Below are 20,923 nucleotides of genomic sequence, written 5' to 3'. Positions count from 1 at the left end.
CGGTCTCGTCCGTTCCGAAGCCGAGGCGTTCCAGCACCGCCAGCGCCAGGGGCTTGGTGATGCGCCGGCCCCGGCTGAGCGCGTCGCGGTCGAGCGCCGTGACGACGTCGCGGGCGCGCCCGAGGGAGCGGTCGATCCGCAGGGCCAGGGCCTCGACGATGGCGAGATCCACCACCAGCTGACGGTCCACGAACAGCTTGACGAGGACGGCCCGCAGGAGGGCGTCGTCCGGGGGCAGGATGGTGGCGCCGGGGGCGAGGCGCAGGCGCGAGCGCAGGTCCGCCGTGGTCAGGCCCAGCGCCTCCACCGAGGTGGCGGCGGTGAGGAGCACGGGGCTGGCGCGCTCGCGGGCGACGTTGAGGAGGTGGAACAGGGCCGCCTCGTCGCGGGGCTGTCGGTCGAGGTCCTCGACGACCAGGGCGCCGTTGGCGAGGAAGCGCGGAACGGTGGCGGCGGTGATCTCCGAGGCCTGCGCGGTCCAGGCATGGGAGCGCGTCGCCCAGATCGAGGCGAGGTGGCTCTTGCCGCTGCCCGGCGGCCCCGTGAGGAGGCAGACCGTGTCGGGCCAGTTCGGCCAGGCCTCGATCAGGGCGTAGGCGGCCTCGTTGGCGGGGCCCACGAGGAAATCCTCGCGGCCGTAGCGCGGGTCGGCCGGCAGGTCGAAGGCCAGCTGCTTCGGAGGGACGTTCTCGCGGGAGGCCATCTAGCGATCGAACTTTGACAGGACAGACTCGGACAGGACGGACTTGGATAGGACGGACTTGGACAGGAGCACGGGTGAATCCGCGTGGTAGAGCGGAGACTGGAGGTAGCGTTCCAGGGCGAAGCGGACCAGCACGCCGATGGAGGCCGCCACCGGCACCGCGAGCAGCAGCCCGACGAAGCCGAACAGCGAGCCGAAGGCGAGGAGCGCGAACATCAGCCAGACCGGGTGCAGGCCGACCGATTCGCCCACCAGCTTGGGCGAGATGATGTTGCCCTCCAGGAACTGCCCGACCACGAACACCCCGATCGTCAGGCCGATGTGCAGCCAGTCGGAATCCGGCCAGAACTGCGCCAGGGCGACGCCCGCCGAGAGCAGGAACCCGGTCAGCGTGCCGACATACGGGATGAAGGTGAGGAAGCCCGCGATCAGCCCGATCAGCACGCCGAAGTTCAGACCGACGAAGAACAGCCCGACGGCGTAGAAGGTGCCGAGGATGAGGCAGACCAGGGTCTGGCCGCGCACGAAGCCCGTCACCGCGCCGTCGATCTCCCGGCCGAGGCGCCGCACCACGGGCCGGTGGCGCGGCGGCACCCAGCCGTCCACCGCCGCCACCATCCGGTCCCAGTCGACCAGGAGGTAGAACGCCACCACCGGCGTCACCACGAGGAGGGAGGCGATGGAGATGATGGCCTGGCTGCCCGACCACAGGGACTTCAGGAAGGCCAGGAACCAGGTGCCCCCCTGCCCCACCAGGGTCCCGACCTGGGATTGCAGGTCTGTGAGCACGTCGGCCCCGCCCACCCGCTGCAGCAGCGGCCCGGCCCGGTCCGCCAGGATCCCCTGGAGCCGCGAGACCATGCCGGGCAAGGTCGCGATCAGGGCCGAGACCTGGTTGGCGGCGAGCGGCACCACGAGGAGCAGAGCCACCACGAGGCCGATCACGAACATCGCCAGAATGAGGAGGGAGGCCGTGAGCCGCCCCAGCCCGAGGCGCTCCAGCCGGTCGGCGATCGGGTCGAGGAGGTAGGCCAGGGCCAGGCCCGCCACGAAGGGCAGCAGCACGTCGGCGAGGAGGTAGATCAGCAGGGCGAGGCCCACGAGGGCCACCAGCCCGATCATCGCCCTGCCGCGCATCGGCCGTCCTCGCTCTTCGTCGTCCGGTTCCAAGAGTGGGAACGGGACGCGGCACGGTCAAGGCTGCGGGCCGCGAAACGCCCTCCGGGCCGCGATCCGCCCCGGGTGCCGGCGGGGCCGGGCCGAGGCGTCGACCCGGCCATGCGTCATTCACGACTCGCCGGAACCGACGCGACCCGTTAGAGCAACGATCGAAGGACGTTGAGACGAGGTGCCGATGACGGGCGAGCCCAAGACCGGAATGACCTACGCGCAGGCGGGCGTCGACATCGATGCCGGCAACGCCATGGTCGAGACGATCAAGCCGCTGGTGCGTGCCACCCGCCGGCCGGGGGCGGATGCCGAGATCGGCGGCTTCGGCGGCCTGTTCGACCTGAAGGCCGCCGGCTTCCGGGACCCGATCCTGGTGGCGGCCAACGACGGCGTCGGCACCAAGGTGAAGATCGCCATCGAGACGAACCGCCACGACACGATCGGGATCGACCTCGTGGCGATGTGCGTCAACGACATCATCGTGCAGGGCGCAGAGCCGCTGTTCTTCCTCGACTATTTCGCCACCGCCAAGCTGGTGCCGGGGGTCGGCGCCGACATCGTGCGCGGCATCGCGGCCGGGTGCCGGCTCGCCGGTTGCGCGCTGATCGGGGGCGAGACCGCCGAGATGCCGGGCCTCTACGACGGCGCCGACTACGATCTGGCCGGCTTCAGCGTCGGCGCGGCCGAGCGCGGCACCCTGCTGCCGCGCGGCAACATCGTGCCCGGCGACGTGGTGCTGGGCCTGCCCTCCTCGGGCGTGCATTCCAACGGCTTCTCGCTGGTGCGCCGCATCGTCGAGCGCAGCGGCCTGTCCTACGACGACCCGGCGCCCTTCGAGCCCGCCCGGACCCTGGGCGAGGCCCTGCTGGAGCCGACCCAGATCTACGTGAAGCCGCTGCTCGCCGCCCTGCGCAGCACGGACGGCATCAAGGCGCTGGCCCACATCACCGGCGGTGGCTTTCCCGACAACCTGCCCCGCGTCCTGCCCGAAGGGGTCGGCATCAGCATCGATCTCGACGCGATCATTCCGCCGCCGGTCTTCGGCTGGCTCTCGCAGGTGGGCGGGGTCGCCGAATCGGAGATGCTGCGCACCTTCAACTGCGGCATCGGGATGGTCGTGGTGGTGGCGCCCGACAGCGTCAGCGCCGTGTCGAAGGCCCTCGACCTCGGCGGCGCCTCCCCGGTGCGCCTCGGCCGGATCACCCCGCGCGGGGCCGAGCCCGTGACCTTCGAAGGCCGGCTCGCCTTCTGATGGCCCCGGCGAAGAAGACCCGCGTCGCGATCCTGATCTCGGGGCGCGGCTCGAACATGGCCTCGCTGATCGCGGCGGCGGCCGCCCCCGACTTCCCGGCCGAAATCGTGCTGGTGGCGTCCAACCGCCCCGAGGCCGGGGGCCTCGCCTTTGCGGCCGAGCGGGGCATCGCCACGCTGGCCCTCGACCACCGGGCCTATCCGAGCCGGGCGGCCTTCGACGCGGCCCTCCAGGCCGAACTGACGGCGGCCGACATCGACCTCGTGGTCCTGGCCGGCTTCATGCGGATCTTCTCCGCCGGCTTCGTCGAGGCCTGGGCGGGGCGGATGATCAACATCCACCCCTCCCTGCTGCCGCTCTTCAAGGGCGTGCACACCCACGAGCAGGCGCTGAAGGCGGGGGTGCGCCTGCACGGCTGCACCGTGCACTACGTCGTGCCCGAACTCGATGCCGGCCCGATCATCGCGCAGGCCGCCGTGCCCGTGTTGCCCGGCGACGATGCCGACGCGCTGGCTGCCCGCATCCTCGTGCAGGAGCACCGGCTCTACCCGCAGGCCCTGGCGCTGGTCGCGGGCGGGCGGGCGCGCCTGGAGGGGGAATGGGTGGTGTTTTCGGACGACGTGCCGCCGGCGGACGGGGCGCTGCTCAGCCTTTAGCCCGGCAAATCGCCGCGCCGGCTCACGCGTTCGGCAGGTGCGTCGCGAGCGCTTCCAGCACCGCCATGCGCACGGCGACGCCCATCTCCACCTGCTCGCGGATGAGCGACTGGGCGCCGTCGGCGATCTCGGAGGAGATCTCGACGCCGCGGTTCATCGGGCCGGGATGCATCACCAGGGCGTCGGGGGCGGCGATCCGCAGCTTGTCGGCATCGAGGCCGAAATAGCGGAAGTACTCCTTCACGGAGGGCACGAAGGAGCCGTTCATGCGCTCGCGCTGCAGGCGCAGCATCATGACGATGTCGCAGCCCTCCAGCCCTTTTCGCATGTCGGTGAAGACCTCGACGCCGAAGCGCTCGATGCCGGTGGGCAGCAGGGTCGAGGGGCCGATGATGCGCACCCGCGCGCCGAGCGCCTGGAGCAGGATGAGGTTCGAGCGGGCCACGCGGCTGTGCAGGACGTCGCCGCAGATGGCCACCCGCAAGCCCTCGATCCGGCCCTTGTTGCGCCGGATGGTCAGGGCGTCGAGGAGCGCCTGGGTCGGGTGCTCGTGGGCGCCGTCGCCGGCATTGACCACGGCGCAGTCGACCTTGCGGGCGAGGAGATGCACGGCGCCCGCCGCGTGGTGGCGCACCACGATGATGTCGGGCCGCATGGCGTTGAGCGTCGCGGCGGTGTCGATCAGGGTCTCGCCCTTCTTCACCGAGGAGGAGGCCACCGACATGTTCATCACGTCGGCGCCCAGCCGCTTGCCCGCGAGTTCGAACGAGCTCTGCGTGCGCGTGGACGGCTCGAAGAACAAGTTGATCTGGGTGCGCCCCCGCAGGGTGGTGCGCTTCTTCTCGACCTGGCGCGAGAGCGCGACGGCGTCCTCCGCCCGGTCGAGGAGAACCTCGATGTCGGGTCGCGAGAGCCCCTCGATCCCGAGCAGGTGCCGGTGGGGGAAGTGTTGCGGCGCGGCTGTCATGCTGGGTCCAGGGCTATAGGCCGGGCCGGAGGGAGCGGCAAGGCGCGCGGGCGAGGTGCGTGGGCACCCCGCCGGCTTCGGCGCGTCAAACCCCCGGACCCACCAGCGGCCGCAGGGATTCGGCCAGGTCGGTGAGGCTCAGGCCGCCCTTCTGCAGCACCCGGTCGGCGCGCCCGGCCAGGCGCCTGCGGTCGTCGGCGGTGATGTCCTTGGCGGTGAGCACGACGACGGGGATGTCGCGCCACTCCGCCCGTTCGCGCAGCGCCCGCAGGAAGCCGAAGCCGTCCATCTCGGGCATCATAAGGTCGAGGAGGATGAGGCTCGGCTTGCGCGCCGCCGTCGCCTCCAGGCCCGCCACCCCGTTCTCGGCGGCGGCCACGCGCCAGCCCTCGCGGGTCAGCATCGCGGACAGGCGCTCGCGGGCATCCGGGTCGTCGTCGATGATCAGCACCGGTCCCTTGTGCTCGGAGGGCTTGAACCGCTCCATGGCGGATTTGAGCTGGCTCCATTCGATCGGCTTCTGGAGGTAGTCGGTGGCCCCGAGGGAGAAGGCGAGGTTCTGCTCGTCGAGCACCGTCACCATGATGATGGGCGTGGCCCCGAGGTCCGGATCGGCCCGGAGGGTGCGCAGCACCGACCAGCCGTCCATGCGCGGCATGGTCACGTCGAGGAGGATGACGCGGGGCCGGAGCTCCCGAGCCCGCTCGAGCCCCTCGCGCCCGTCGCGGGCGGTGGCGACGGTGAAGCCGTCGCGCTCGAGAAAGCGGGCGAGGAGGTCGCGGGTGGCGGCATCGTCGTCGATGATGAGGACGTGGCCGCCGGGGATCGGCCGGACCTCGCCGAGGCGATGCAGGGCGTCGTGATCGTGCGGGCTCGCCTCGACGGGGTTCTGGGGCACGTAGACCGCCGGAACCGTCAGGGTGAAAGTGGTGCCGGCCCCCTCCTGGCTTTCCACCTCGATGCGTCCGCCGAGCATGTCGGCGAAGGCGCGGGTGATGGCGAGGCCGAGGCCGGTGCCACCGAAGCGCCGCGTCGTGGAGGCGTCGGCCTGCGTGAAGCGCTGGAACAGCTTGGCCTGCTGATCGGCGTTCATGCCGATGCCGGTGTCGGTGACCCGGAAGGTGAGCCAGTCGATTCCCTCGCGCGACGCGCGCGAGACCGCCAGAACGATGCGCCCGCCTTCCGTGAACTTGGCGGCGTTGCTGAGGAGGTTGATGAGGCACTGGCGCAGCTTGGTCTGGTCGGTCCGCGCCTCGCCGAGCCCGTCGGCCATCTCCAGGGCGAGGGCGTTGCCCTTCTTGTCGACCAGCGTCTCCACGGTGGCGGCGACGTCGCGCACGGTCTCGGCGACGGGGAAGACCTCGGCGAAGATCTCCATGCGCTCGGCCTCGATCTTCGAGAGGTCGAGGACGTCGTTGATGAGGCCGAGCAGGTGGCGGGCATTCGCCTCGATCTTGCGCATGTCGGCGAGGAGGCCCTCCTCGCCCAGGTCCTCGATCTCCTCCTGCAGCATTTCCGAGTAGCCGATCACCGCCGAGAGCGGGGTGCGCAGCTCGTGGCTCATGTTGGCCAGGAACTGGCTCTTGGCGCGGTTGGCTTCCTCGGCGGCTTCCTTGGCGGCCTCCAGGGCGAGTTCGGCCTCCCGGCGGGCGGTGATGTCGGAATGGGTGCCGACCCATTCGCGGATGCTGCCGTTCTCCTCGAGGATCGGGACCGCCCGGGCCGACATGATCCGCCAGATCCCGTCCTGGCGCCGGACGCGATGCTCGATCTCGTAGGGCGAGAGGGTCTCCAGGGCCTGGAGCCAGGCCGCGTTGGTGCGGGCACGGTCATCCGCATGGATCGCCTCCAGCCAGCCCGCGCCTGCGGCCTGCTGGGGCGTCTGGCCGGTGAAGCGGGTCCACTCGGACGGTGTCGCCTCGAAGCCGCCCTCGGGACTGGTTGTCCAGACGATGGCGGTGGTGGCCTCGGTCAGCGAGCGGAAGCGCTCCTCGCTGTGGCGCATGCGCTCCTCGGAGAGCTTGCGCAGGGTCTCGTCGGAGACCACGAGCCCGACGCCGTCGGCCTGGACCCGGCCCGCCCCGGCGCCGCCGGAGCGCCCGCGCAGGGGGTAGAAGCTCATCTGGAAGTGGCGGACGCCGCGCGGGGCGCTCGGCGTCGGCACCGCCACGTCGACGTTGTTGGTCACCAGGCCCTCGTCCCGGGCCGCCCTGAGCTTCGGAACCAGCTGCTCCTGGAGCGTGGGCACGTTGGCCCAGATCGGCGCACCGAGATCGGCCCCGAAGCCGCGCTCGTTCATGGTCGCGAGCGCCCGGTTCATGTGCTGGATCGTCAGGTCGCGGTCGAGGAAGCCGAGGCCCACGGGGGCGTTGGCGAAGACACCGTCGAGGAGGGCGGCCGTGCGCTGCTCGTCGCGCCGGCGCACCAGGGCGAGGCGCCCGAGCAGCCCGACGGCGCCCAGCGCCGAGGCGATCGAGACCAGCGAGAGCACCAGGGAGAGGATCCGGTCCCAGCGCTCGCTCGCCGCCAGCACGGCGTTGGCATGGGCCTGCACGTCCCGGGTCGCCGCGCGCACCGCGTCCATGGTGCGCTTGCCCTCCCCCGTACGGACGAGCGCCACGGCCGGATCGTGGCCCTGCGTCCGGCGCAAGTCGATCACGCGGGCCGCATAGGTGCGCTTGGCCTCGACGGCGCCGCGCAGGGCGCCGATGTGCCGGGGGGCCTCGGCATCCATGCCGCGGGTCAGGTCGTCGATCGCGCTCAACTGGCCGTCGATGGTGCTCTGGGCGGCGTCGTAGGGTTCGAGATAGACCTCCTCCCCGAGCAGCACGAAGCCGCGCATCCCGGTCTCCAGCTCGACCATGTTGGCGAGCAGGCGGTCGCTCTGGGTGAGGATGGCGTGCTGGCGCGCGCCCTCGGCGCGGCTCGCCTCGCCGGCGAAGTAGTTGCCCAGTCCCGCCGCTACCGCCACGCCGATCAGCACGAACGCCAGGGGCGAACTCGGAAGGCCGGAGAGCAGGCGGGTCTTGCGCCAGCCTCGGGTGGGGGCGTTCGGGGGCGCGCTGGTCATGCGATGCGGTTCACGGGGTTCGACGGCACGGGGCAGGGAGATTTGGGGCGGGGCGATCGTTTGCGGAACAGGTTCCGTGCGGGCCCGCCCTGGCGGGCCGCGCGCCCCGACCTCCGCAAACGCGCCGGCCCCGGTTCCGTTCATCGCCACAGCGGATCCGCCTCAATCGCCGCCCTCGTCCGGGATGGCGAGGCGGGTGCCGCAGGCCTTGCAGTGGACGGCATCGGCCTCGTGGCGCTGGAGGCCGCAGGCCGGGCAGGGAAACCGCACCTTGGGCGGCCGGAACAGGACCTGGGCGAGGCGCAGGAACAGCGTCACCCCGAAGATCATCACCGCCACCGAGATGAGGCGGCCGGAGGTGCCCGGCAGGGTGATGTCGCCGTAGCCGGTGGTCGTCAGGGAGGTCACGGTGAAGTAGAGCGCATCGACGGCGTTGCCGATCGCCGGGTTGCTGCCGTGCTGGGTGGCGTAGACGATCCCGGTCATCACGAAGACGAAGACCGCGAGGTTGGTGCCCGCCAGGATCGCGTCCTCGTTGTCGCGGAAGAAGGCGCTGTCGGCACGCATCCGGTCGAGGAGCTGGTAGGTCCGCAGCAGGCGCAGGGTCCGCAGGATGCGCAGGAAGCCGACCCCCTCCCCGACCACGGGCGCGAGGAACGACACCACGGCGGCGATGTCGGCCCAGGTCGAGAGGTGCCGGAACTCGCGGAACCGGTCTCGGCTGATGGCGAGGCGGGCCAGGAAATCGAGGAGCACGACGAGGCCCAGGGCCACGTCGACCCCCTCGATCCAGGCGTGGCGCGGCAGGAACGAGGTCGCCACGACCCAGACAACCGTGCCGATGTCGAAGACGAGGAGGCCGTAGCGGAAGCGGTGGGCGCGGTCGGTCGAGCCTTCGTAGAGGCCGGAGAGGCGTGCGCTGAGCGGGGGCATGGCGGAGGGTGCGATCAGCGCCGGAGGCGGTTGCCGAGGACGAAGCCGAACAGGCCCATCAGGATGATGCCGGCCGCCCCCTCGATGCCCACCAGCAGGTTGGTGACGCGGCCCACCGGCTTGACGCCGATCTCGGGCGGGTTCGCGGTCATCATGTTGAGGGCGCTGTAGCTCACGAGGTCGAGGGGGTTGTAGGTCGCCCGGCCGTCGCCGCCCTCGGGGATGAGCCCGCCGGTGAGGCCGTAGAGGCCCGCGAACACGAAGATGAGGATGACGAAGGCGCGGGCGATGCGCGACAGGCTCTCGCCGTAGTCGCAGAGCCATTCCACGAAGCGGTCGGCGACCCACTGGTAGCCGTGCCGGGCGAGGTCCGGCCCGGAGCGGGCCTCCCAGGCGGCGCGGGCCTGGGCGCCGGCGTGGAGCCGGCCCATCCGGCGCCCGCGCTTGTAGGCCCAGCTCGCCGCATCCTGGCTGCCGATGCTCTTGAAGTTCTGCTCCAGGGCGAGGTAGCTCGCCTGGGCGGCCGGGTAATCGCGGGCGACCTCCTCCCCCACCGCGCCGCCGAGCTGGTCCACCCGCATCCGGGTGCCGTTGAGCCAGGCCCCGGCGAAGCGCGCGTGGCGCAGGTCGCAGGTGGAGAGGTTGAGGCGCACGAGACTGGTCTCGGAGAGGTCCGCCTCCGACAGGTTGGCGCCGTCGAGCTTCACGCCCGTGAAGTTGGCGCCCTTCAGGCGCGCGCCGCCGAGCTGCGTCTTCTTCAGGCTGGCGCCCTCAAAATCCGCGTAGGTGAGATTGACGCCCACGAGCTTGACTTCGTCCAGGCGGGCGCCGCGGAAATGCGTGTAGTCGGCGTCCGCCCCGGTGAAGTCGGCGCCCCAGAGATCGGCGCCGTCGAAGTTGGCCCCGTCCAGGAGGGCGCGGCGGAGCTTGGCGAAGCGCATGGCGGCGCCACCGAAATGCGCGTCCTCCAGCATGGCGTCGTCGAAATTGGCCTCGCCGCCGGCGATCCCGGTGAAGCGGGCGCCGCTGAGGTCGGCGCCCGCGAAGCTGGCCTCCTCCACGGTCGCCCCGGCAAAGTGCGCCGAGCGGCCGAGCGCGCCCGCCAGGCTCGCCCCCGAAAGGTTGGCGCCCGAGAGATCGGCATCCTCCAGGTGCGCCTCGGCGAGGTCGGCCCCAGCGAGGGCGAGGCCGCTCTGCTTTTCGTCCCACCAGGGGGGCGGCGCCGCCGCCATGCCGAGCCGCGCCGTCAGCGCCTCGCGCCCGAGGTTCAGGCCCCCGAGATCGAGGCCCGCGCCCGCCACGAAGGGCACGCCGGCCTCGAGGCACACCAGGAAGGCGTCGGCCCGGGCGTGCGCCGCATCCGTGTCCGGCGACGTCTCAGGCGCCATGGGGCGACTCCGGCCGCGCGGGGCGGGCACAATCCGGGATGCCGGGCGTTGCGAAGGCGGCGGACTTTTCGCGCGGAAAGGCTTTGTCGCGCGGGAAGGCCTTGGACTTTTCGCCAGGACTGGGCGTTTCACCCGGACTGGACGTTTTACGAAGCTTGGCCACGACGTGCCGGCGACGGCGTGGGGAGCAGAGTGCGGCGATGACGTGGATGGCGATCGGCCTCAAGGCCACCGGGGTGCTCCTCGCGGTGGCGACGCTGCTGCCGTTCGTTCCCAGCAATTCCGGCTTCATCCGCACCTTCGACTTTCCGCGATTGCAGATCGCGGCCCTGATCGTGCCGGTGATCCTGGGCCTCGTCCTCGTCGCCCGCGATACCACGGGGCTGACGCTCGCCGCGGCCCTGGTGGCAGCCCTAGCCTACCAGGTGGCGTGCATCTACCCGTTCACGCGGCTGGTCTCGCCGCAGGCGGTCGCGGCCGAGGCGGGGGCCAGCCGCACCGAGGCCGGCGTCTCGATCCTCATCGCCAACGTCCTCGAATCGAACCGCAGCTACGGCCCCATCCTCGACCTCGTCGTCGCGCAGGACCCCGATCTCCTCCTGCTCGTCGAGACCGATGCGGCCTGGGCCGAGGCGCTGGAGCCGCTGCGGGCGCGCTATCCCCACGTGGTGGCCCAGCCGCAGGACAACACCTACGGGCTGATGTTCTATTCGAAGCTTCCCCTGACCGACCCGCAGGTGCGCTTCCTCCTGCAGGACGACGTGCCCTCCGTGCGGACGGGCGTGACCCTGCGCTCGGGCCAGACCTTCACCTTCTTCGGCGTGCATCCGCGCCCGCCCCATCCCGGGCAGAGCAGCACCCCGCGCGACGCCGAACTCGTGATGGTGGCGCGCGAGGTGGCGGCGGACGGGCGCCCGGCGGTGGTGGCGGGCGACCTCAACGACGTCGCCTGGTCGAAGACCAACGACCTGTTCCAGCGGATCAGCGGGCTCCTCGACCCCCGCATCGGGCGCGGCCTCTACCCGACCTTCAACGCCAAGTGGCCGCTGCTGCGCTGGCCCCTCGACCACATCTTCTTCAGCGACGACTTTCTCCTCGGCCGGATCGAGCGGCTGCCCCACATCCAGTCGGACCATTTCCCGATCCTGATCAGCCTGTACCGGACGGACCGGGCCCCGCGCCTGCAGGAGGCGCCCGAGGCGACGGCGGAGGATCATCGGGCGGCGCGGGAAGCCGTGGAGGCCGCCCGGTGAGGCGCCTCAGTGCTGCGCGACTCCCGCCGCCATGTTGATCGCCAGCGCCAGCACGCTGGTGTTGAAGACGTAGGCGTAGATCGTCTGCACCGTGGCGACCCGGCGCATCGTCTTGCTGGTGATGTCGGTGTCGGAGGTCTGCGAGGTCGCCCCGATGGTGACGGAGAAGTAGAAGAAGTCCCAGAAATCCGGGTTCTCGTCGCCGTTGAAGTCGAGGCCGCCGCGCGCGGCATCGCCCTCGGCGCCGTAGTAGAGATGCGCGTAGTGCACGGTGAACACCACCTGCACGAAGAGCCAGGCGCAGATCATGGTGGCGGCGGCGAGCGCCAGGTGGCTCAGGCGATAGGCTTCGCTGCCGTTGCCCCCCAGCACCAGCATCGCCACGGCGCCGAAGCTCGCGGCCGCGGCCAGGATCGCGAAGAGCGAGACCGCCAGCGCGGAATCGTCGAGGCGCGTGGCCTCGGCCCGCATGGCGTCCTGCGACTGCCGGGCCGCCTTGCCCACGATCAGCCCGCAATAGACGAGCACGCCGAGGCACCAGCCGATGAGGAGCCGCACCGACAGGTCCGCGAAGGGCAGCACCAGGGCGAGGACGAGCGTGAGGCCGACGGAGGCGAGCAGGCGCGGCCGCAGCCAGAAGGCGCGGACGGGAAGGGTCTGAAGGGGATTTCGCATGGAACGTCCGGGCGCGCGCGAGCCTCAGCGGCGCCGCGTGGCGCACCCGAGCTCCGCTTCTGGCATCATCCGCCGTCTCCTGCGCCCCCGTCCCCCTATCCGCAAGCCTTGTCGCAACGGGCACCTGCCGGCACCAGCCGGGCGATCCAGGGCCGGAGCGGCAGGAACAGGCGGTAGGCCACCTCGCCGAGCGCCGTCACGCCGGGCAGGCTCGCGAGCCGGGCGAGCCCGCGCCAGCCCGGCAGCACGGCCCACAGGGCGGCGAACCCGGCCGCCCCCGAGACCAGGGCGCCGTCCGGGCGCCGCACATGGAACCGGGCGCGGGCAGCCTCCCGCGTCAGACCCGACCCGAGCTCGGCCGGGCCCTCCGCCCCGACATCGACCCAGGCGACCCGCTCCGCCCCCTCGGCCCGCCGGTACAGGCGGATCTCCGCGGCGCAGAGGGGACAGGCGCCGTCGTAGTAGACGGTGAGGGCGGGATCGGCGTGCGTGGTCATCGTCCACAGATAGGGCGCCGGCCGCCGGCGCATCACCCCTCCCCCGACCGCTCGGCGGAGAGCGCGCGCACGGCTGCGCGAAAACCGTCCCGGTCGATCGGGCCGAGCCGTGCAGCGCAGGCGGCCTGCGCCGCCTCCCAGAGGGGGTACGCTTCTGCGAGGAGCGCGCGCCCTGCCTGCGTCAGCGCGATGCGCCGGATGCGCCGGTCGTCCGCATCCGGCTCGATCGCCAGGAGGCCACGGCGCTCCAGGGGTTTCAGGTTGGCCGTCACCGTGGTGCGATCCGTCGCCAGGTGTTGCGCCAGGGCACCGATAGTGGGTGCCGCGTCGCGGACCAGCATCAGCAGCAGCGTGAACTGCCAGTTCGACAGCCCCGTCGGGCGCAAAGCCGCATCGTAGCGGCGCCCGATGGCCCGCGCCGCCTTCTGGGCCGCGAAGCAGAAGCAGGCCTGCTCGACATCGGCCACGATGGTTGGGGTCAGGTCGGGTCGCGATGCCATCGGCGTCTCTGGGAAAGGTTGATACCAAGCATATAGGGCCTCGTCCCGTCCAGGGCATCCGGCGGGGGCAGGACGCCGATCCACGGATAATTGTTGATATCAACTCAGGTGTTCCAGCGCACCGCGTTTGAAGATAAACAGTTTATATCAACGTTATTGCAACGAGGCGAGGCGACTGGCCCTCACGGCTCCGCAGCCGACCCCTCACCCCCACGAGGAGATCCACCATGACCGTTCGCTCCGCGCTCACCGCCGCTGCCATCGCCGCCGGCATCACCCTTCCCGCTGCTCCCGCCGGGGCCGGGGAAGTCCGAGCCTTCGAAGCCTGGGGTCACAGCTTCACCGTCACGGCCGCCCAGGCGGCCAACCGCGCCGACCTCTCGACGGCGCCCCGCCACGCCTACACGTCGGCCCTCGCCGTCGACGCCGCCGAAGCTTCCGCCGCGGGCGCCCGGGCCGTCCGCACGCTCAACATCTGGGGTGCTCGGATCGAAGCCCCGGCTGATTGAGGCCTGCCCTCCAGCACGCAGGACTGCGCCTTATCGAATCGATTTCATCAATATCGGTTATTGAAAACATCTGTTTGAATGATGGTGCGGCGCAATACATCTTCCGATCACGCAGCGGGGCACGGGCCTCGCGCCGACAACCAGGACATCCAATCATGACCACGCAGACCAGAACTTTCCGCACTCTCGTCCTCGCCACCCTTGCCGCTACGACCCTTGCCGGCGCGGTGCGGGCGGACGAGCGCAGCTACGTCACGCCCCCGCTCTACCGGGAGCAGGCCCGCGTCACCGCCACGGTGCGCCCGGCCTCGGAGCTGACGACCACGCCGTCCATCGTCGCCCCCGCGACGCCCACCGGCACGGTGATGGCGGACGAGCGCAGCTACGTCACGCCTCCGCTCTACCGGGCGCAGGCCCGCGTCACCGCCACGGTGCGCCCGGCCTCCGAACTGACGACCACGCCGTCCCTCACCCCCGGCGCCCCCGAGACCCGGCGCATCGTGGCCGAAGCTTCGGAGACGTCGGCCCGCTGACAGAGGCTCCGCGCATGGACGCGCGGCTTCCCGGCGGAACCACACCGATCGCACACGCAGGATCGACCGGCCGCGAGACCGGGCAATCCCGGGGGCGAGCCCGACACGGGCGCAAAAGGAAAACGGCCGCGAATCGCTTCGCGGCCGTTTTCAGTTGGGGCATCCCGGGGGATGCCAAGTCACGGAAGATGCAACGGAAGGTCGCGCTCAGCGGCGGGCGAGCGCCTTGAGGGCGTTGCGGCCGGCATAGAGAGCCTGGGAGCCGAGGCCCTCCTCGATGCGGATGAGCTGGTTGTACTTGGCCAGTCTGTCCGAGCGGGCGAGCGAGCCGGTCTTGATCTGCCCGCAATTGGTGGCGACGGCCAGGTCGGCGATGGTCGAATCCTCGGTCTCGCCGGAGCGGTGGGACATCACGGCGGTGTAGCCGGCGCGCTGGGCCATATCGACGGCGGCGAGCGTCTCGGTGAGGGAGCCGATCTGGTTGACCTTCACCAGGATGGAGTTGGCGGTCTGCTCCGCAATGCCGCGCGACAGGCGCGTCACGTTGGTGACGAAGAGGTCGTCGCCCACGAGCTGGCAGCGGTCGCCGACCCGCTCGGTGAGCAGCTTCCAGCCCGCCCAGTCGTCCTCGGACATGCCGTCCTCGATGGACAGGATCGGGTAGCTATCCACGAGCTTGGCGAGGTAGCTCACCTGGGCCTCGATGTCCCGGGTCTGGCCCTCGCCCTCGTAGTGGTAGGCGCCGTCCTTGAAGAACTCGGTGGCGGCGCAATCGAGGGCCAGCACCATGTCGGTGCCGGGCTTGAAGCCGGCGGCCTGGATCGACTGCATCACGAAATCGAGGGCGGCCTCGGCCGAGGGCAGATTGGGGGCGAAACCGCCCTCGTCGCCCACGTTGGTGTTGTGGCCGGCCTTCTTGAGGGCCCCTTTGAGGGTGTGGAACACCTCGGCGCCCATGCGCACGGCCTCGGCGAGCGAGGACGCGCCCACCGGCATGATCATGAACTCCTGGAAGTCGATCGGGTTGTCGGCATGCGCGCCGCCGTTGATGATGTTCATCATCGGCACGGGCAGCACCCGCCCTTGCGTACCGCCGATGTAGCGGTAGAGGGGCAGGCCGGCGGTCTCGGCCGCCGCCTTGGCCACCGCGAGGGAGACGCCCAGGATCGCGTTGGCGCCGAGCCGGCTCTTGTTCGGGGTGCCGTCGAGCTCGATCATCGCCTCGTCGATGGCGATCTGATCCTCGGCATCCATGCCGCCGATGGCGTCGAGGATGTCGGACTGCACGGCGTTGACCGCCTTGCGTACGCCCTTGCCGCCGTAGCGGCCCTTGTCGCCGTCGCGCAACTCCATCGCCTCGTGCGCCCCGGTGGAGGCGCCCGACGGCACGGCCGCGCGGCCGAAGGAGCCGTCCTCCAACAGCACGTCGACCTCGATCGTCGGGTTGCCCCGGCTGTCGAGGATCTCGCGGGCGGCGATGTTGGTGATCGCGGTCATGCAGGCGCCTTTTCGGACGTTACGGCGGGTCGAGGTCCCGTGCCGAGAGACCGAAGGGCCGCATCCGGAACGGGGTGATTCCGCCGAGGCTTATCCGTCAACGCCTCGCCTCCGGCAAGCGGCCTGCGCAGCCTGCGTGCGCCGGAATAGCGAGATTCCCGCGATCAGGCCCTTCCGGGGCCGGGCGTGCCTAGCGGTCGCCCGCCCCCGACAGCAGCAGTTCGATCTGGGCCATGCCGTTCTCGCGTGCCTTGGCCTCGGTGGGGTGATTGCGGTCGGACCGCTGGATCAGCTTGCCCTTCCGGCGGATCGCCCATTGATACGGGGAGCCAGGGGCCTTGGGCGGCTGGATCTCCAGGGTGTAGGGGTAGGTAGCCGTGTTTTCGTCGCTCATGGTTCCCATATGGCACGCGGACCCTGCGCCTGCCACTCATGGACACCCCTCGAAAACCACTTTGGGTGGCGAATTGATCGTTTTCCGTCCCGATGCCGCCGGCCGAAACCCCGCCGCCGGCCCCGAAAGTTTCGTCATGACTCAGCATTCAGGGCCCGAGGGCCTGCAACTCGGGCAGATGAGCCCCCTGCCCGCCTCGCCCGAGGAGGCCCGTCTCGACCGGGTGCCGAACCCGCATCCCGGGACCGACTACCTCGCCCGCTTCACCGCGCCGGAATTCACCTCGCTCTGCCCGGTGACGGGGCAGCCGGATTTCGCGATCCTCGTCATCGACTACGTGCCGGACCAGTGGCTCGTCGAATCGAAGTCGCTCAAGCTCTACCTGACGGCCTTCCGCAACCACGGTGCCTTCCACGAGGATTGCACGGTGGGGATCGGCCTGCGCCTGACCGAACTCCTGGCGCCGCGCTACCTGCGCATCGGCGGGTTCTGGTATCCGCGCGGCGGCATTCCCATCGACGTGTTCTGGCAGACCGGCGAGCCGCCGAAATCCGTCTGGCTGCCCGATCCGGGCGTGCCGCCCTACCGGGCACGCTGAGGCGGTCGTCTCAGAAACGACGAAGGGCGGCCGGCTCGCGCCGACCGCCCCTCACTGAATCCCTCACTGAATCGCGAGAAACGAGAACTCAGTAGCCGTAACCGTAGGCCGGGGCGCCGTACCCGTAGGCAGGGCGCGCGTAGCCGTCGCGGTAATAGGCGTCGCGGGCCGCACCGGCCGCGATCGCGCCGGCGGCGAGGCCGGCGATGCCGAGGCCCACGGCCGCGCCGGTACCGATTCCACCGCCACGGCGACGACCGCTATAGGCGTAGCCACCGCGTCCGTAGCCCCGGCCGCCATAGGCGTGGCCGTGGCCATAGCCGCCATGTCCGTAGCCGTGGCCGCGGGGGCCGGCCTCGGCCGAGGTCGCGGCGGCGAGGCCACCCAGCGAGAGAGTCAGGGCGGAGACGAGGGCGAGCTTGCGCATAATGACCTTCAGCGTTCGAGAACGAATTTGGTATTCCAACGTCAAGCTGGCGTGATCGTTCCCTTCCCGCATCCCACGCCCTGCGCGCGCCGGGCCCCGGGCCCGCCCGGATCGGCTCAGGCCTGTCCGCTCCGCGCCTTCGCGAGCCGGTCGAACGCCTGCAGTTCGGCAAGCAGCGCCGGCATCGCCTTCAGCGGAACCATGTTGGGTCCGTCGGAGGGGGCATGATCCGGGTCGGGGTGCGTCTCGATGAACAGGCCCGCCACGCCCACTGCAACGGCGGCGCGCGCGAGCACGGCCACGAACTCCCGCTGGCCGCCGGATGTTGCACCCTGGCCCCCCGGCTGTTGCACCGAGTGGGTGGCGTCGAACACCACCGGGGCGCCCTGCGTCACCTGCGCCATGATCGGCAGGCTGCGCATGTCGGAGACGAGGGTGTTGTAGCCGAACGAGGCGCCGCGCTCGGTCACCAACACGTTGGGGTTGCCCGCTTGCCTCACCTTGGCGGCCACGTGGGCCATGTCCCAGGGCGCGAGGAACTGGCCCTTCTTTACGTTCACCACCCGGCCGGTGGCGGCGGCGGCGAGCAGGAGATCGGTCTGCCGGCAGAGGAAGGCCGGGATCTGGAGGACGTCGATCACCTCAGCCGCGGGCGCGCATTGCGCCGCCTCGTGCACGTCGGTGAGCACGGGCAGGCCGAAGCGCGCCTTGATCTCGGAGAAGATCGGCAGCGCCCCCGCGAGACCGAGGCCCCGCGCGGTGCTGCCGGAGGTCCGGTTCGCCTTGTCGAAGGACGCCTTGAACACCAGGCCGATGCCGAGCCGATCGGTCATCGCCTTCAGGGCGTCGGCGATCTCGACGGCGTGGTCGCGGCTCTCGAGCTGGCACGGCCCGGCGATCAGCGCGAAGGGCAGGTGATTCGCGAAGGCGACCGGACCAGCGCTGACGACGGCGGAGGGAGCGGGCTCGGGCGGACTGGTTCTGGACATGCTGCGCGTCTAGCCCGCCCGGGCGCCCGCGAAAAGGCCGGCGCGGCGGCGAAGCACGACCCGGGCGCTCGGTACCAGCACGCAGCGCGTGCGCGGACTGGCGAACGGATCGGCGTCGGGAGCGGTCTCGCAGCGAAGCGCCGCCCGCCCGGCGATTCGCTGCTGCGGCTGTCCCGCGATCAGGGCACCCTGGTGCAGGTCGAGGGCGAGGGCCTCGACGGCCTCGGGCTTCGCGCCCGTGAGAACCCCGGCAGCAAAGCCGATCAGTTCGTAGTAGCGGCGGCCCGGCTCCCGCTCCAGGGCGGAGAAGACCATCCGGTGCGCCCGGCAATCGAGGCTCATCCGCTCGGCATCGGCCGCGCGAAACACGGCGCGGGTCCCTTCGCGTCCGGCGAGCGAGGCGCCGGTGGCGCGGATCATCCGCGCGGTCAGGGCGTCGCAGGCATCGGCCGCCGCGGCGGGCACCGCGGTGCCCAGGGCCAGGGGGAGCAGGAGCGCGGCGCACCGGAGGGAAAGCATCATCGGCCCGATCTAGCGCAGAGGAGGCCCCTCGCCTATCGCCGCGGGGCGATCGAGCCCGTGGCCTCGCCCTGGCAGGCCTCGTGAGCATGGGAGCGCAGGACCCTGGGCAGGTGCACCGGGTGCGCGCCCGTCTCGTCCGCGAAGGTGCCGGTGAGCGCGTCCGGACCGGCGACGCCCTCGAAGTGGATCGGCCCGGCCTCGGTCTCCACCGCGAAGGTGATGGCCTTGGTGGCGTCGTCCAGGGTCATGTCGGCGGCCGCGCGGGGCCCGGGATGCTCGGCCCCCTCGTAGGTCAGCGCATCGCCGTTCGGGGAACGCCGCAGGATGATGCGCTGCCCGCTGCGGGCGCCGGTCTCCGGCAGGGTGCAGAGGTCGGCATACACGAAGGTGCCGGAGGCCCAGGCGGTGCGCGCCCGGGCCGGGGTGGCCCCGGCCGCGAGGATGCAGAGCACGAGGCCGGGCAGCATCCGCGCGCCGGCGCGCCGGAACCGTGTCGGGATTACCATCGCGTCACCTCCCGGGTGCGTGGTGCATCATCCGGCGCGGACGTTTCCGGATTGCGACAGGGATCAGGCCGCGTTGCGCGCGCGGACCCCCTGCTCGGCTTCCAGGGATGCAAGAAGGATGCAGAGGGCGATGCCCTCGGCCGCCTTCGTCACGTCGCCGAGGCTCGGGAAGGTCGGCGCGAGGCGCAGGACGCTGTCGTTGGGGTCGCGGCCGTAGGGCGAGGTCGCGCCGGCCGGGGTCAGGGCGATGCCGGCCTCCTTGGCGAGCCGCACCACCTCGGTGGCCGTGCCCGCGCGCGCTTCCACCGTGATGAAGTAGCCGCCCTCCGGACGGGTCCAGCGCGCGGCCCCGGTGCCGGCGAGATGGCGCTCCAGGGCCTCCTGCACGGCCGCGAACTTCGGCGCGATCAGGGCGCGGTGGGCGTCCATGTGGGCCTGGAGTCCGGCGGCGTCGCGCAGGAAACGCACGTGGCGCAGCTGGTTGAGCTTGTCGGGGCCGATGGTCTGCTTGGCGGAACGGGCCAGGAACCAGCGGGTGTTCTCGGGCGATCCGGCGAAGACCGCGAGGCCGGCGCCCGCCAGGGTGATCTTCGAGGTCGAGGCATACAGGAAGGGCCGGTCCGGATGGCCGGCCTCGGCGCAGGCGGCCAGGATGTCGCGCACCGGATGGCGAACCGGGGTGAGGTGGTGCACCGCGTAGGCGTTGTCCCAGAACAGGCGGAAATCGGGAGCCCCGGTCTTCATCGCGGCGAGGCGCCGGACGGTCTCGTCGGAGAAGATCTCGCCCGAGGGGTTGGCGTATTTCGGCACGCACCACATGCCCTTCACGGCCGGGTTCGCCACGAAGGCCTCGACCACGTCCATGTCGGGCCCCTGCCCCGTCATCGGCACCGGGATCATGCGGATGCCGAACTCCTCGCAGAGGGCGAAGTGGCGGTCGTAGCCCGGCACCGGGCAAAGGAAGACCGGCTCCTCCTCCTTCGACCAGGGCCGCTCGGAGCCGGGCACGCCCTTGAGGAGTGCCCACACGATGGTGTCGTGCATCAGGGCGAGGCTGGAATTGCCGCCCACCACGATCTGGTCGGCCGGCGCGTCGATGAGGTGGGAGAACAGCGCCCGCAACTCGGGCAGGCCCTGCTGGCCACCGTAATTGCGCGCATCCTCGCCGGCCGCGGTCGTGTAATCGCCGTTGCCCGGCAGGGCGAGCATGCCGGTGGCGAGGTCGAGCTGCTCGGGCGCCGGCTTGCCGCGGGTCATGTCGAGTTTCAGGCCCCGGGCCTTGAAGGCGTCGTAGGCGGCCTGCGCCTGCGCGCGCAGGTCCGCGAGTTCAGCCGTGCTGCGGTCGGCGATCGTCGTCATGGTGGTCCAGGTCCGGGTGGGGCCGCGCGGGCGCGATAAAAAAGCGCGCGCACCATGACGTCTCGCGCCGCCCGCGTCACCCCGCGCGGGCGCGGGGCTCGGGGTCACAGGGTTGCGTGGCATGCCAGGCGGTGAGCCTCGCCCGTGAGCGACAGGGGTCTCAGGCCGGCAGCCAGTCGCCGCCCGGCGTCCGGCAGACGAGCTGCTGAGGCAGCTCGGCGCTGCCGGTGCCGTTGATGGTCGCCTGGGTGTCCGTGGCACGGCAGATCCGGTCCGGGGTTCCCGCCGCCGCCTGAGCCGGAGCGGGCTGGGGCCGCACGGTGATGGCGCGCTGGGCGCCGTCGGCGCCCTGATAGGCCAGGTATTGCGGCCTGTTCGTCGCGGCGGCCGCGATCTGCGCGTTGCGGATGCGCTGCTTGTCCTGAGCGTCGAGGGCCGTGAGGACGGTGCAGGCGAGGCCGCCGACGCCGGCCCCGATGGCGGCGCCCACGCCGGCCCGCCGCCCGCCGCCCACCGCCGCCCCGA

22 protein-coding genes and 1 pseudogene are annotated in these 20,923 nt (G+C 71.3%); 6 read left to right on the top strand and 17 right to left on the bottom strand.

Going from position 1 to position 20,923, the window contains the following annotated elements; all coding sequences use genetic code 11:
• Together K2X24_RS07880 and K2X24_RS07875 are read right to left on the bottom strand one after the other, a co-directional pair.
• Positions 1-703: hypothetical protein (locus K2X24_RS07880; protein ID WP_292496491.1), on the bottom strand; the 703-nt coding region annotated here is incomplete at its 3' end.
• Positions 704-1,840: an AI-2E family transporter gene (locus tag K2X24_RS07875; protein ID WP_292496489.1), complete on the bottom strand. Its 1,137-nt coding sequence runs from the start codon at positions 1,838-1,840 to the stop codon at positions 704-706.
• Positions 1,841-2,057: 217 nt separating this feature from the next.
• Between K2X24_RS07875 and purM the strand changes: the two genes are divergently transcribed.
• Both purM and purN read left to right on the top strand, forming a co-directional pair.
• Positions 2,058-3,125, top strand: a complete 1,068-nt coding sequence (gene purM / locus K2X24_RS07870; RefSeq protein ID WP_238281632.1) for a phosphoribosylformylglycinamidine cyclo-ligase — start codon at positions 2,058-2,060, stop codon at positions 3,123-3,125.
• A complete protein-coding gene (gene purN / locus K2X24_RS07865; protein WP_292496484.1) occupies positions 3,125-3,781 on the top strand; it encodes a phosphoribosylglycinamide formyltransferase in 657 nt (218 codons plus the stop codon). Before purM ends, purN begins: the two co-directional genes overlap by 1 nt.
• Before the next feature lie 22 nt (positions 3,782-3,803).
• Here the strand turns inward: purN and K2X24_RS07860 are convergent, their stop codons facing one another.
• The 4 genes from K2X24_RS07860 to K2X24_RS07845 all read right to left on the bottom strand — a co-directional run bounded on the left by K2X24_RS07860 (position 3,804) and on the right by K2X24_RS07845 (position 10,139).
• Complete coding sequence (locus tag K2X24_RS07860; protein ID WP_243912523.1) at positions 3,804-4,748, bottom strand: aspartate carbamoyltransferase catalytic subunit; 945 nt, start codon at positions 4,746-4,748, stop codon at positions 3,804-3,806.
• Positions 4,749-4,833: 85 nt separating this feature from the next.
• Positions 4,834-7,818: a response regulator gene (locus tag K2X24_RS07855; protein WP_292496481.1), complete on the bottom strand. Its 2,985-nt coding sequence runs from the start codon at positions 7,816-7,818 to the stop codon at positions 4,834-4,836.
• A 162-nt stretch (positions 7,819-7,980) separates the two neighbouring features.
• Complete coding sequence (locus K2X24_RS07850; protein WP_292496478.1) at positions 7,981-8,751, bottom strand: potassium channel family protein; 771 nt, start codon at positions 8,749-8,751, stop codon at positions 7,981-7,983.
• A gap of 14 nt (positions 8,752-8,765) precedes the next feature.
• Positions 8,766-10,139 carry a pentapeptide repeat-containing protein gene (locus K2X24_RS07845; protein ID WP_292496475.1) on the bottom strand — a complete coding sequence of 458 codons (1,374 nt, stop codon included), beginning with the start codon at positions 10,137-10,139 and terminating at the stop codon, positions 8,766-8,768.
• A 200-nt stretch (positions 10,140-10,339) separates the two neighbouring features.
• Between K2X24_RS07845 and K2X24_RS07840 the strand changes: the two genes are divergently transcribed.
• Positions 10,340-11,392, top strand: coding sequence for an endonuclease/exonuclease/phosphatase family protein (locus tag K2X24_RS07840; protein ID WP_292496472.1), 1,053 nt, complete (start codon positions 10,340-10,342; stop codon positions 11,390-11,392).
• Between the two features lie 6 nt (positions 11,393-11,398).
• Here K2X24_RS07840 and K2X24_RS07835 read toward each other — a convergent pair whose 3' ends face one another.
• The 3 genes from K2X24_RS07835 to K2X24_RS07825 all read right to left on the bottom strand — a co-directional run bounded on the left by K2X24_RS07835 (position 11,399) and on the right by K2X24_RS07825 (position 13,064).
• Positions 11,399-12,067 carry a DUF1345 domain-containing protein gene (locus K2X24_RS07835; protein WP_292496470.1) on the bottom strand — a complete coding sequence of 223 codons (669 nt, stop codon included), beginning with the start codon at positions 12,065-12,067 and terminating at the stop codon, positions 11,399-11,401.
• A gap of 95 nt (positions 12,068-12,162) precedes the next feature.
• Positions 12,163-12,597, bottom strand: coding sequence for a thiol-disulfide oxidoreductase DCC family protein (locus tag K2X24_RS07830; protein WP_292496469.1), 435 nt, complete (start codon positions 12,595-12,597; stop codon positions 12,163-12,165).
• The gene (locus K2X24_RS07825; RefSeq protein WP_292496466.1) at positions 12,597-13,064 is read right to left on the bottom strand and encodes a MarR family transcriptional regulator; all 468 of its coding nucleotides are present in this window, start codon (positions 13,062-13,064) and stop codon (positions 12,597-12,599) included. The genes K2X24_RS07830 and K2X24_RS07825 overlap by 1 nt, the downstream gene beginning before the upstream one ends.
• 227 nt (positions 13,065-13,291) lie before the next feature.
• Between K2X24_RS07825 and K2X24_RS07820 the strand changes: the two genes are divergently transcribed.
• Both K2X24_RS07820 and K2X24_RS24370 read left to right on the top strand, forming a co-directional pair.
• Positions 13,292-13,573: a hypothetical protein gene (locus K2X24_RS07820; protein WP_292496464.1), complete on the top strand. Its 282-nt coding sequence runs from the start codon at positions 13,292-13,294 to the stop codon at positions 13,571-13,573.
• Positions 13,574-13,728: 155 nt separating this feature from the next.
• Positions 13,729-14,106 carry a hypothetical protein gene (locus tag K2X24_RS24370; RefSeq protein ID WP_366934458.1) on the top strand — a complete coding sequence of 126 codons (378 nt, stop codon included), beginning with the start codon at positions 13,729-13,731 and terminating at the stop codon, positions 14,104-14,106.
• A gap of 207 nt (positions 14,107-14,313) precedes the next feature.
• On the opposite strand, the gene eno is transcribed toward K2X24_RS24370, so the two are convergent.
• Together eno and K2X24_RS07805 are read right to left on the bottom strand one after the other, a co-directional pair.
• On the bottom strand, positions 14,314-15,603 hold the full coding sequence (eno, locus tag K2X24_RS07810; RefSeq protein WP_243912513.1) for a phosphopyruvate hydratase: 1,290 nt from the start codon (positions 15,601-15,603) through the stop codon (positions 14,314-14,316).
• 190 nt (positions 15,604-15,793) lie between these two features.
• On the bottom strand, positions 15,794-15,997 hold the full coding sequence (locus tag K2X24_RS07805; RefSeq protein ID WP_056183260.1) for a hypothetical protein: 204 nt from the start codon (positions 15,995-15,997) through the stop codon (positions 15,794-15,796).
• 136 nt (positions 15,998-16,133) lie between these two features.
• Between K2X24_RS07805 and queF the strand changes: the two genes are divergently transcribed.
• Positions 16,134-16,595 carry a preQ(1) synthase gene (gene queF / locus K2X24_RS07800; RefSeq protein WP_292496455.1) on the top strand — a complete coding sequence of 154 codons (462 nt, stop codon included), beginning with the start codon at positions 16,134-16,136 and terminating at the stop codon, positions 16,593-16,595.
• 88 nt (positions 16,596-16,683) lie between these two features.
• Here the strand turns inward: queF and K2X24_RS07795 are convergent, their stop codons facing one another.
• The 6 genes and pseudogenes from K2X24_RS07795 to K2X24_RS07770 form a co-directional block, all read right to left on the bottom strand.
• Positions 16,684-17,022, bottom strand: a complete 339-nt coding sequence (locus K2X24_RS07795) for a hypothetical protein (RefSeq protein ID WP_292496453.1) — start codon at positions 17,020-17,022, stop codon at positions 16,684-16,686.
• A 116-nt stretch (positions 17,023-17,138) separates the two neighbouring features.
• The gene (kdsA, locus tag K2X24_RS07790) at positions 17,139-18,011 is read right to left on the bottom strand and encodes a 3-deoxy-8-phosphooctulonate synthase (protein WP_292496450.1); all 873 of its coding nucleotides are present in this window, start codon (positions 18,009-18,011) and stop codon (positions 17,139-17,141) included.
• 9 nt (positions 18,012-18,020) lie between these two features.
• Positions 18,021-18,533 carry a hypothetical protein gene (locus K2X24_RS07785; protein WP_292496449.1) on the bottom strand — a complete coding sequence of 171 codons (513 nt, stop codon included), beginning with the start codon at positions 18,531-18,533 and terminating at the stop codon, positions 18,021-18,023.
• A gap of 32 nt (positions 18,534-18,565) precedes the next feature.
• Entirely contained in the window at positions 18,566-19,039 is a 474-nt protein-coding gene (locus K2X24_RS07780) for a hypothetical protein (protein WP_292496447.1), read from the bottom strand.
• Between the two features lie 63 nt (positions 19,040-19,102).
• Positions 19,103-20,398, bottom strand: coding sequence for an aminotransferase class I/II-fold pyridoxal phosphate-dependent enzyme (locus K2X24_RS07775; protein WP_292496445.1), 1,296 nt, complete (start codon positions 20,396-20,398; stop codon positions 19,103-19,105).
• A gap of 160 nt (positions 20,399-20,558) precedes the next feature.
• Positions 20,559-20,923, bottom strand: a pseudogene (locus K2X24_RS07770) (hypothetical protein); the annotation flags it as partial.

The sequence above is a fragment of the Methylobacterium sp. genome (genome assembly GCF_019750675.1).
Lineage (GTDB): Bacteria > Pseudomonadota > Alphaproteobacteria > Rhizobiales > Beijerinckiaceae > Methylobacterium.
This window is presented reverse-complemented; position numbering and strand designations above follow the sequence as displayed.